The sequence below is a fragment of the Oceanisphaera psychrotolerans genome, assembly GCF_001870485.1.
GTDB lineage: Bacteria > Pseudomonadota > Gammaproteobacteria > Enterobacterales > Aeromonadaceae > Oceanimonas > Oceanimonas psychrotolerans.
The window spans coordinates 79,634-89,822 of sequence record NZ_MDKE01000007.1 but is presented as its reverse complement, the minus strand read 5'-3'; the positions used below and the strand labels follow the sequence as shown (position 1 = coordinate 89,822).

Below are 10,189 nucleotides of genomic sequence, written 5' to 3'. Positions count from 1 at the left end.
TGATAGCCAAAAACACGGAAACCTCACTTGCGAAAAGCGAGGTGTCCATATATGGCATTTGCTGAGCGTCACAGGGATGCTTGTAGCGTGTCGGAGGAGGCAACCCTGTTGCCTCTTTATTCCACACGTTGATTTGTGACTAAGAGACAGGCTTACAACTTGTTTTTCAGCGCCGATCCCAGCGAATGAAGCCCCAGGCGCCCAGCACGCCGAACATGACGCCCAGCACGCTGCTGGCCAGTATGTCCACCGGCCAGTGCAGACCCAGCAACAGCCGGGAATAACACACTGCCACCGCCCAAGAGGCGAGGGCCGTAACCAGCCAGGGTGAGCGACGGTGATAAAGCAGCAACAGACAATAGAAGCCGGCGATGGTCATGACGGCAATCGAATGCCCGGACGGGAAGGAGTAGCTGACCTCATCCTGCCAGTGCAGCTTTAGCCAGCCCGGCACCTGTCGCTCCGGCATTTCTCTCAGACCATCCGCCAGCCACTGTTCCCGTATCGACGGCAACTGGGCATAAAAACGGTCGCTGTCGGCGAGCCTGCCCTGTTCGGCCAGCCACAGCACATAAGGTCGGGGCTCTTTGAAGTATTGCTTGGCGATGGTCTTGGTAACAAAGGCGCTGCCCAGGGCGGCCATCAGGCAGAAGAAGAACACCAGCCACTGTCCCGGTCGCCGCCGCCAGCGGTGCAGGGCCAGCAGGCTCAAGGCCAGCAGGGTAAAGACGATGCCGACGTTACCGACCGACAGGGTCAGGCCATAGGCCAGTAGCGCAGGAGTATCATCCAGGTCCAGCAGCGGAAACCAGTGCCAGTGCCAGTGCCAGTGATACCCCAGACTGGCGATGGCGACCGGCAGTATCAGTATCGCCAGCACCGTGAACAACAATCGTGGTGTCATAAAAAGAAGTCACAGGGAGGAAAGCGGCGATTCTAGCAAAACGGCTGGTTGATGGAAGCTGAAGCTGGCTGCAACTCGGGGTACAATGAGCCGCCATTACAGGAGGTAGTCGATGAAAATACTGGCCGATGAAAATATGCCCTTCGTGCAGGAGCTGTTTGGTGACTGGGCCGAGGTGGTGACCTGCCCCGGTCGGGAAATCAGCCCGGAGCAGTTGCGTGATGTGGATGTGCTGCTGGTGCGTTCCATTACAGGGGTAGATGCCGCCTTGCTGGCTCAGGCCGAGCGACTGAGCTTTGTGGGCACGGCCACCATTGGCTGCGACCATATCGACACCGAACTGCTGGCCCGGCGGGGTATCGCCTTCGCCAGTGCACCCGGCTGCAACAAGGTGGCGGTGGGTGACTATGTACTGGCGGCCTTGCTGCGGGTGGCGGTGCACAAGGGCTGGCAACTTCAGGGCAAAACCCTGGGCGTGGTGGGGGTCGGTAATACCGGTGCCGAGGTGGCCGCGCGAGCCCGGGCACTGGGCATGACGGTGCTGTTGTGCGATCCGCCGAGGGCGCAACGGGACCCGACTGCTTTTGTCGGACTTGAACAGGCACTGGCCGCCGATATCGTCAGTTTTCATGTGCCCCTGATTCATGGTGGCGATCATCCGACCTGGCATCTGCTGGATCAGGCGACCATCGCCGGGCTCAGCGGTGATCAGGTACTGATCAACGCCTGCCGGGGAGACGTATGGGATAATCAGGCGCTGCTAGCCCGGCAACAGGGTCCCTCTCCGCTGACACTGGTCATGGATGTGTGGGAGCACGAGCCCGAGGTACTGGCGCCGCTGGTGCCGCATGTGTTGATCGCGACCCCCCATATCGCCGGCTATAGCCTTGAGGGCAAGGTGAGAGGCACCTTTGCGCTTTACCGGGCTCTGTGCGAGCAACTGGGGAACGACAGGCGCTTTACTCCCGAACAGCTGTTGCCTCCGCCGCCCATCGAGGCACTGCATTTGAACGAGGCGCCGGATCAGGCCGTGGTGGCGCGACTGGTGCGACTGGTGTACGACATCGAACTGGACGATGCCGCCTTTCGCCAGTTCCTGGGGCAGACGGGCTTTTTTGACCGTTTGCGCAAGCATTATCCCCAGCGTCGGGAGCTCGGTTCGTTACGGTTGCTGGGCACGGTCGGCAACGGCGAGTCACTGGGGTTTAAAGTATCAGGCGGGAGTGCCGATAGCCTGTTGACAGAGAAAGCGGACAGATAAGTTCCTATTGGCACTGTTTTTTTCTACACTGATGCCATGGCGAGCCTTGACCGTCGGATGCTCCGGCACAGAGTCAGGAAAAGGATAAAAGACATAATGAAGCGACTCAGACCCCGTATTGGTGTCGGTCTGGCCTGGTGGCTGGCCTGCTCCGCCCCTGTGTTGGCACAGGGCGAGTTTTATATCGAGCTGAGAGGCCCGGAGTCGGCGGCATCGGCACCGCCAGCCGCCGTGCCGTCATCGGCGCCGGCTCAGCCGGTGGCCAGTCCGGGCCGCTATGGTCCGGTTCGCAGCACCGATACCCTTTGGGGTATTGCCGCCCGTCATACTCAGGCACCGGTCACGGTGCAGCAGACCATGATCGCGCTTTATCATCTCAATCCCCAGGCCTTCGTGCGCGGTAATATCAATTACCTGCAGCGGGGAGCCAGGCTGCGGCTGCCGACCCAGTCACAGGCCCGGCAGCGTTCGCCCGGGGAAGCCGAGGCCGAATTTCGTCGTTTAAGCCGCCAGGGTAATCGTACCGCCAGTCGGGTCGCCACGGCGTCGAAACCGGCCCCGAAACCCGTGCAAACGCAAACGGTCGCCGGGCCGAAGCCGGCGGCACCAGCGGCGGTCACGGTGAGCCCGAATGGCGCGTCGGCGAAGGCAGTACAGGAAGCGCCACCGGTGGCGGCGGTGCCGCCGGTTCAACCGGCGACAGTGACGGCCGTACAGCCCGCCAACAGCGGCGCCAGCCTGCTGAGTGAGCCCAAGGCCGCGCCGGCGGTGCCCGCCGTTACCGCTCCCCCTCCGGCCTCGGAACCGGAACAGGCCGAAGAGATGACGCTGGCCCGCCTGCAACTGCAGTTGATGGATGAACTGCGCGAGCAGGTGGCCATGTCCAATGAGCAGTTGGCAGCCCTGGCGGATAACAACCAGGCACTGCGTCAGCGGCTGACCCGGTTAACGGTCGAGGTGGAGGAATTGAAGCAGTTGCGGCAGGCGGATGCCCCGGCCGTGCCGGAACAGAAAGAAGCCGGTATCGGCAGTTGGCTGGATGAGCTGCTGACCAACCCGTTGAATCTGGCACTGGTACTGACCCTGCCGGCCTTGCTGCTGTTGGCGTTGTTTACTCTGTGGTGGCGTAACCGGGTCCGTCGGGATCTGGCCGAACAGGAGCAGGAGCTGTCTGAAAGCACCTCGGTGATGATGGCTGGCGAACGTGATGAGTTTGATGATCTGTTCTCCAGCACGGCGGAGCCGGAATCGACCGTCTTTGCCGAAGCGGAGCCCCGGTTCGAGTCCGATCCCCAGCCCGACCCCGAGGTGTCCTCGCCCGAGCCGGAAATCGATGAAGATGCCTTTGCCCGCTTTCTGGAGGAGCAGCAACGACTGGAAGAAGAAGAGGCTCAGCGCCGGCAGGCGGAAGAGCCGACTCCCGAGACAGCTGCGTCGGCGGCATCCAGGGACGTCGACTTTTCGGAGATGCTGTTTGAGGACGAAATGGCGACAGACGGCCATCAGGAGCCCAGGGTATCAAACGACGATATTGACGAGCTGCTGTTCAACGATACTTCGTCTGCGGCGAGCGACGTTCCGGGTCAGAAGGCACCCTCCCAGTCGCCACCTGAGCCAGCCCCGGAACAGAAGGCTGCCGATGCCGATTATGTCTCGGTGGATCAATTGATGGCCGAGGCGGACTTGAGCGAAGGGATGGACCGGGACTACGAGCGTAAACTGGATCTGGATTTAGAGCTGGATGAATATGCCGATGTGCTCGGTCAGAGCCAGGGGGTCGATATCGACGTCGACGAAGGGGGCATGGGAGCCAGGCTGGATCTGGCTCGTGCCTACATCGAAATCGACGATATCGACAGTGCCCGCGACTTGCTGAACGAGGCGCTGGAGCGGGGTAATGAAGAGCAACGGCGTGACGCTCAGAAGCTGTTGCAGCGACTGGCCAAGCGATAATCTCCTGTCACCGGCCTCGTCCTGAGGCCGGTTCTTCAATTTATGGCGGTAACGGGTATAATTGCCGTCCTTTTTTACCCTTGGAACTGATTATGCGTATTGCCCTTGGCATCGAGTATGACGGCAGCGGCTATTATGGCTGGCAGCGTCAACGGGAAGTCCCCAGTATTCAGGCTGAGGTGGAAAAAGCCCTTTCAAAGATTGCCGATCATCCGGTGGACGTACAATGTGCCGGCCGAACCGATGCCGGTGTGCACGGTACCGGTCAGGTGGTGCACTTTGATACCCATGCCGACCGTCCGCCCGGAGCCTGGACCCTGGGCATGAATGCCAATCTGCCACCGGGCATTGCGGTGCGCTGGGTCAAGACGATGAATGACGACTTTCATGCCCGCTTCAGCGCCACCGCCCGTCGCTATCGCTACATCATCTTCAACCATAATATGCGGCCGGCCATTCATGGCAGTGGCGTCAGCCATTATGTCGGCGAGATAGATGCCCAGAAAATGCATGAAGCGGGCCAGTGTCTGCTGGGCGAACGGGACTTCAGCGCCTTCCGGGCGGTACAGTGTCAGTCGCGCAGCCCTAATCGCAACATCATGCACCTGAATGTGCAGCGTTACGGCCATTATGTGGTGCTCGACATCAAGGCCAATGCCTTCCTGCATCATATGGTGCGTAATATCACCGGCACCCTGCTGATGGTAGGCATGGGTCAGGCCGACGCCGGCTGGGTCAAGGAAATACTGGAAGGCCGGGACCGCAACCTGGCCGGCCCCACCGCCAAGGCGGGTGGGCTTTACCTGGTGGAGGTGGATTACCCTGCCGAGCTCGGTTTACCGGTCTCGGTGCCCGGTCCGTTATGGCTACCGGATCAGTTGCGCTGATCGGGGTAGGACCAGTACCGGCAGGCTTAAGTTTTTTATCAACCTGCATGCAGATATATGGTTTAATGCCAGCCAGATAATGGCCGAGCCGCGCCAGATGGGCAGGGTTCGGCAAACCGGGCTGGCAGTGAAGCGGGCAAGGGCGGGCATTGCTGCCTGCGCGCTGGCATCGGTCGACGGACCGGGCCGCCCAACCTGACCAGACTGCGTGATAACTATGTAATTACTACGCAACAACCATGCAATAACGCTAAGGATTTCCATGAGTTGGCTTGAGAAAATTCTTCCCAAGAACAAAAACATCGGTGTTCGTCGTCACAATATCCCGGAAGGGGTCTGGACCAAGTGCGCCAATTGCGAGCAGGTATTATACCGGGCCGAATTGGACCGCAATCTGGAAGTCTGTCCCAAGTGCGATCACCACATGCGCATCAGCGCCCGGCTGCGACTGGACAAGTTCCTCGATCAGGGTGGCCGGGTCGAGCTGGGAGCCGAACTGGAGCCCCAGGACGTGCTCAAGTTCAAGGACTCCAAGAAATATAAAGACCGGATCAGTGCCGCCCAGAAAAGCAGCAATGAAAAAGACGCCATGGTGGTGATGACCGGTACCCTCAAGGGCCTGCCGGTGGCGGCCTGTGCCTTCGAGTTCTCCTTCATGGGGGGGTCCATGGCTTCGGTGGTGGGCGCACGCTTTGTCAAGGCGGTGGATGCCTGTATCGCAGAAAACCGTGCCCTGGTGTGTTTCTCCGCCTCCGGTGGTGCCCGCATGCAGGAAGCCCTGTTCTCGCTGATGCAGATGGCCAAGACCAGTGCCGCGCTTAATCGTCTGTCGCAGGCGGGTCTGCCGTATATCTCGGTATTGACCGACCCGACCATGGGCGGTGTCTCTGCTAGTCTGGCGATGCTGGGCGACGTCAACGTCGGCGAACCCAAGGCCTTGATCGGTTTTGCCGGTCCGCGCGTCATCGAACAGACGGTACGGGAAAAGCTGCCCGAGGGTTTCCAGCGCAGCGAATTCCTGCTGGAGCACGGCGCCATCGACATGATCATCGATCGTCGTGAAATGCGCGACAAGCTGGCTGGCCTCATCGGCAAGCTGATGAACCAGGAGCCTGCCGAGTTCTGATGAGCACCCCTGTCGACTCTCGCCGCCGCTCGCTTGCCGACTGGCTGGTGGTACTGGAAAGCCTCAACATGGCTCATATCGAGCTGGGGCTGGAGCGCATGACGCTGGTGGCGGGTCGTCTGGGCCTGCTCAGCCTGCCCAGCCATGTGATTACCGTCGGCGGCACCAACGGCAAGGGCACGACCTGTGCCCTGCTCGAGGCCATGCTGCGGGCCGGCGGCCACAGCGTGGGTGTCTACTCCTCTCCTCACCTGGTCGATTATCGAGAGCGGGTGCGGATCGACGGAAGCAGCCCGTCTGCCGCGTCGTTTTGTGCCGCCTTTGCCGCGGTGGAAACGGCCCGGGCCGAGGTGGCGTTGACCTACTTCGAGTTCACCACCCTGGCGGCGCTGTGGCTGTTTCGCGATGCCGCGCCCGAGGTGGTGTTGCTGGAGGTGGGTCTGGGTGGCCGGCTGGATGCCACCAATGTGGTGGCCTCGGATCAGACCGTGGTCACCACGGTGGCACTCGATCATACCGACTGGCTGGGCTCCGACCGGGAAACCATCGGCTTCGAAAAGGCCGGTATTTTCCGGGCCGGCAAGCCGGCCGTCTGTGGTGATCCCGAGCCGCCGGCCAGCCTGCTGGCCCATGCCGAGCAGTTGGGCACGCCGCTGAGTTGCACCGGACGCGATTATCAATGGCAGCAGCAAGGCGACGACTGGTGTTTTCACGGCCTTGGCCTGAGTCTGGATGCCCTGCCACTGCCGTCCCTGCCGCTGATGAATGCGGCCACGGCACTGGCGACCCTGGCGTTGTCTCCGTTTGCCCTCGATATCGAGGCGATAAAGTCGGGGCTGCAACAGGCCCGCCTGAGTGGCCGCTTGCAGCAGCTGACACCAGGGCTGTGGGTGGATGTGGCCCATAACCCGGAGTCGGCCGGTTACCTGGCCAGTCGTCTGGCCGCTATCAAGGGCAGCGGGCGCTGCCTGGCGGTGGTGGGCATGCTCAAGGACAAGGACATTGCCGCCAGCCTGGCGCCCTTGCGCGGACTGGTGGACGACTGGTATCTGGCCAGCCTCGGTGGCCCTCGTGGGGCCAGTGCCGATGAACTGGCCGAGCGGCAGCCGGGCACGTGTTTCGGCTCGGTCACGGCGGCATTGGCGGCGGCAGAAGCCGCGGCGGGGGAGCAGGATGTCATCATCGCCTTCGGCTCCTTCTTCACCGTTGCCGACGTGCTGGCGAACAGGGCGCAATGAGCGACATAACAGGCAGTAACTGAGGAAGGGCGCGTTGGCGACACAATTTCAGCATCGATTAGTGGGTACCGTCATTCTGGTGGCGCTGGGCGTTATTTTTCTGCCCGATCTGCTGGATGGCAAGCAACAGCTGGCGCCTGACGAGGCGGTCACCATACCGCTGCGTCCGGAACTCGAGCCGGCGCGGCCGGTGGTGACGGCGCCGCCGGCTGCCGAGCAGTTGTCCGCCGGCGAGCAGGAAAGGACCGGCCAGTCGGAGCCGGTGGCAGCCAAGCCCGAGGTCTGGGCGATGGAACAGGCCAAGGAGGCTCCGCCGGTGGCACCTAAGCAGGTGGAACAACCGGTGCCTCCCAAACCGCAACCGGCACCGCCTGCGCCCAAGCCGGCTCCTCCTGCACCTCAACCGGCGCCGGTGGTGAAACCCGCACCGATAATTAAACCGGCACCGATAGTGCAGCCTGCGCCTGTGATTAAACAGATAGCGCCTCAACAGGTAACTCCGCAGCAGGTCGCGCCGCAGCAAGGAAATCATGTGGTCCAGCTGGGGGCGTTTCGCAATGCCGCCAACGTCAATGCGCTGGTCAACAAACTGCGGGCGGCGGGCTATCGGGCCCAGACTACCCCGGCGGTCCCCCGTGAGGGGCAGCTGAACCGGGTATGGGTCGGTCCCGACAGCAAAGCCCGGCTGGAACAGCAGCTGTCGGCGCTGGAGCGGCTGACGGGTCTCAAGGGCAGCGTGCGGCCCCAGTAATCGATCACGCCTTGTCTGATAAAAAAGCCCCGTTAACCTGATTGGTTAACGGGGCTTTTTATTTGGTTTTGGAAGGCGGTTTTAGGTGATTACACCGCCGGGATCTGCTGGGTGATGCAGTGGATATTGCCACCGCCGAGCAGAATTTCCCGGGTCGGTACACCCACCACATCCAGCTCCGGGAAGATGGTTTCCAGTATCTGGCGCGCCTCGTCGTCGGTACGCTCGTCCAGCAGCGGAAATACCAGCCGGTTATTGCTGATCAGGAAGTTGACATAAGAGGCTGCCATCCGCTCACCGGCGACCCGAGGCACACCGGCGCCGGGGGCGACACCGGCGGCTTCCTGCTTGGTGATAAACAGCGGGCCGGGCTGGGGCAGCTTCCATATCTTCAAGGCGCGACCCCTGGCATCTCGGGCCTGGCTCAGCACCTTGTATGCCGCCTGTGAGCGTGCATACTGGGGGTCATTCTTGTCATCGGTCCAGTGCAGTATCACTTCACCGGGGCGGGCGAAACAGGCTATGTTGTCGATGTGGCCGTTGGTTTCGTCCAGATAGACTCCCTGCGGCAGCCAGATAAAATGGCTGACGCCCAGATAATCCCGGAGTTGCTGCTCAATATCGTCCTGGGTGTAGTCCGGGTTGCGATTGGGGTTGAGCAGGCATTCTGCGGTGGTCAGCAGGGTGCCTTCGCCGTCCACATGAATGGAGCCGCCTTCCAGTACCAGCGGTGCCTTGTACGCCGGCAGCTGTTGATGGGCCAGCATGGCACCGGCCATGGCCTGATCCTTTTCCCAGGGGTAATAGAGACCTTCTTCATGACCACCCCAGGCATTAAAGCGCCAGTCGATACCGGCGGCCTGGCCCTTACCGTTGATGACCACGGTGGGGCCGGTGTCCCGGGCCCAGGCGTCGTCGCTGTCGATGGCCACCAGTTTGACCTGTGGCGGCATCAGTTGCCTGGCCTTGTCCATTTCTGCTTCCGGCACCGCCATATACACCGGTGTGGCGGCGGAGATGGCTTCGGCCAGTTGGGCAAAGGTGGCCTGAGCCGGTTTACCGTGCTCGCGCCAGTTATCGGGCCGGTGGGGCCAGATCATCCATACCGCCTGTTGGGGAGCCCATTCGGCGGGCATGTAGAAACCCTTGAGTGCATCCATCAGCGGCCTCCCTGCTGCTTGCCGTCGGAGGTCAGCAGGGTCTGGTACATGGCCGGACGGCGATCCCGGAACAGGCCCCAGCTGATGCGGGTCTTGGCGATGTCTTCCAGATCGAAGCTGTGCACCAGCACGCCTTCGGTGGTCTTGTCGGCCTGGGCCACCAGCTCACCGAACTGGTCGGCGATAAAGGAAGAGCCGTAGAAGGTCATCTCGAGACCGTCGATGTATTTGCTCTGTTCGGTACCGATGCGGTTGGAGGCTATTACCGGTACCAGGTTGGCGGCGGCATGGCCCTGCTGGGTACGGGTCCAGTGCGGCTGGCTGTCGATCTCGGGATAGGCGGGCTCGGAGCCGATGGCGGTAGGATAGAAGATCAGCTCGGCACCCATCAGCGCCAGGCTGCGGGCGGTTTCCGGGAACCACTGATCCCAGCAGATACCGACGCCAATCTTGGCATAGCGGGTCTGCCACACCTTGAAACCGGTGTCGCCGGGGGTGAAAAACTGCTTTTCCTGATAGGCCGGACCGTTGGGAATATGGGTCTTGCGATACAAATCCAGCACGCTGCCGTCGGCATCGATCACCACCAGCGAGTTGTAATAGGCGTTACCCGCCTTCTCGAAGAAGCTCAGCGGCAGCACCACGGCCAGCTCTTTGGCCAGAGCCTGAAAATGACGGATCAGCGGGCTATTATCGACTTCGTGAGCCAGGGCGAAGTGCTCCGGGCTCTGATCGATGCAGAAATAGGGGGTCTCGAACAATTCCTGGATCAGGATGATCTGGGCGCCCTTGCCGGCGGCGTCGCGCACCAGCTTCTCGGCCCGGCTGATGTTTTCTTCTTTGTTCCAGCTGCAGGCCATCTGGGTGGCTGCCACGGTAACCATTGCCATAATCAACTCCTTAACTCGG

The 10,189-nt window shown here is 61.5% G+C and carries 9 protein-coding genes; 6 read left to right on the top strand and 3 right to left on the bottom strand.

What is annotated here, in order from left to right; all coding sequences use genetic code 11:
- Positions 1 to 166: 166 nt before the first annotated feature.
- Complete coding sequence (locus BFR47_RS03255) at positions 167 to 904, bottom strand: phosphatase PAP2 family protein (protein WP_071471742.1); 738 nt, start codon at positions 902 to 904, stop codon at positions 167 to 169.
- Between the two features lie 112 nt (positions 905 to 1,016).
- On the opposite strand from BFR47_RS03255, the gene BFR47_RS03250 reads away from it, so the two are divergent.
- From BFR47_RS03250 to dedD, 6 genes are all read left to right on the top strand, one after another.
- The gene (locus BFR47_RS03250) at positions 1,017 to 2,165 is read left to right on the top strand and encodes a 4-phosphoerythronate dehydrogenase (protein WP_071471741.1); all 1,149 of its coding nucleotides are present in this window, start codon (positions 1,017 to 1,019) and stop codon (positions 2,163 to 2,165) included.
- Positions 2,166 to 2,261: 96 nt separating this feature from the next.
- Positions 2,262 to 4,118: a FimV/HubP family polar landmark protein gene (locus BFR47_RS03245; protein WP_071471740.1), complete on the top strand. Its 1,857-nt coding sequence runs from the start codon at positions 2,262 to 2,264 to the stop codon at positions 4,116 to 4,118.
- 92 nt (positions 4,119 to 4,210) lie between these two features.
- The gene (gene truA, locus BFR47_RS03240; protein WP_071471739.1) at positions 4,211 to 5,005 is read left to right on the top strand and encodes a tRNA pseudouridine(38-40) synthase TruA; all 795 of its coding nucleotides are present in this window, start codon (positions 4,211 to 4,213) and stop codon (positions 5,003 to 5,005) included.
- 262 nt (positions 5,006 to 5,267) lie between these two features.
- Positions 5,268 to 6,131 carry an acetyl-CoA carboxylase, carboxyltransferase subunit beta gene (accD, locus tag BFR47_RS03235; protein WP_071471738.1) on the top strand — a complete coding sequence of 288 codons (864 nt, stop codon included), beginning with the start codon at positions 5,268 to 5,270 and terminating at the stop codon, positions 6,129 to 6,131.
- Positions 6,128 to 7,369: a bifunctional tetrahydrofolate synthase/dihydrofolate synthase gene (gene folC / locus BFR47_RS03230; protein WP_425433984.1), complete on the top strand. Its 1,242-nt coding sequence runs from the start codon at positions 6,128 to 6,130 to the stop codon at positions 7,367 to 7,369. The genes accD and folC overlap by 4 nt, the downstream gene beginning before the upstream one ends.
- Before the next feature lie 34 nt (positions 7,370 to 7,403).
- On the top strand, positions 7,404 to 8,120 hold the full coding sequence (gene dedD / locus BFR47_RS03225) for a cell division protein DedD (protein ID WP_071471736.1): 717 nt from the start codon (positions 7,404 to 7,406) through the stop codon (positions 8,118 to 8,120).
- 89 nt (positions 8,121 to 8,209) lie between these two features.
- Here the strand turns inward: dedD and aguA are convergent, their stop codons facing one another.
- Positions 8,210 to 9,280 carry an agmatine deiminase gene (gene aguA / locus BFR47_RS03220; RefSeq protein ID WP_071471735.1) on the bottom strand — a complete coding sequence of 357 codons (1,071 nt, stop codon included), beginning with the start codon at positions 9,278 to 9,280 and terminating at the stop codon, positions 8,210 to 8,212.
- A complete protein-coding gene (gene aguB, locus BFR47_RS03215) occupies positions 9,280 to 10,170 on the bottom strand; it encodes an N-carbamoylputrescine amidase (protein ID WP_071471734.1) in 891 nt (296 codons plus the stop codon). The genes aguA and aguB overlap by 1 nt, the downstream gene beginning before the upstream one ends.
- Positions 10,171 to 10,189 lie beyond the last annotated feature (19 nt).

What these genes read in the sequence shown, in the direction of transcription:
- BFR47_RS03255 (WP_071471742.1), bottom strand. Translation starts at nt 904, where the DNA reads ATGACACCACGATTGTTGTTCACGGTGCTGGCGATACTGATACTGCCG.
- BFR47_RS03250 (WP_071471741.1), top strand. Translation starts at nt 1,017, where the DNA reads ATGAAAATACTGGCCGATGAAAATATGCCCTTCGTGCAGGAGCTGTTT.
- BFR47_RS03245 (WP_071471740.1), top strand. Translation starts at nt 2,262, where the DNA reads ATGAAGCGACTCAGACCCCGTATTGGTGTCGGTCTGGCCTGGTGGCTG.
- truA (WP_071471739.1), top strand. Translation starts at nt 4,211, where the DNA reads ATGCGTATTGCCCTTGGCATCGAGTATGACGGCAGCGGCTATTATGGC.
- accD (WP_071471738.1), top strand. Translation starts at nt 5,268, where the DNA reads ATGAGTTGGCTTGAGAAAATTCTTCCCAAGAACAAAAACATCGGTGTT.
- aguA (WP_071471735.1), bottom strand. Translation starts at nt 9,280, where the DNA reads ATGGATGCACTCAAGGGTTTCTACATGCCCGCCGAATGGGCTCCCCAA.
- aguB (WP_071471734.1), bottom strand. Translation starts at nt 10,170, where the DNA reads ATGGCAATGGTTACCGTGGCAGCCACCCAGATGGCCTGCAGCTGGAAC.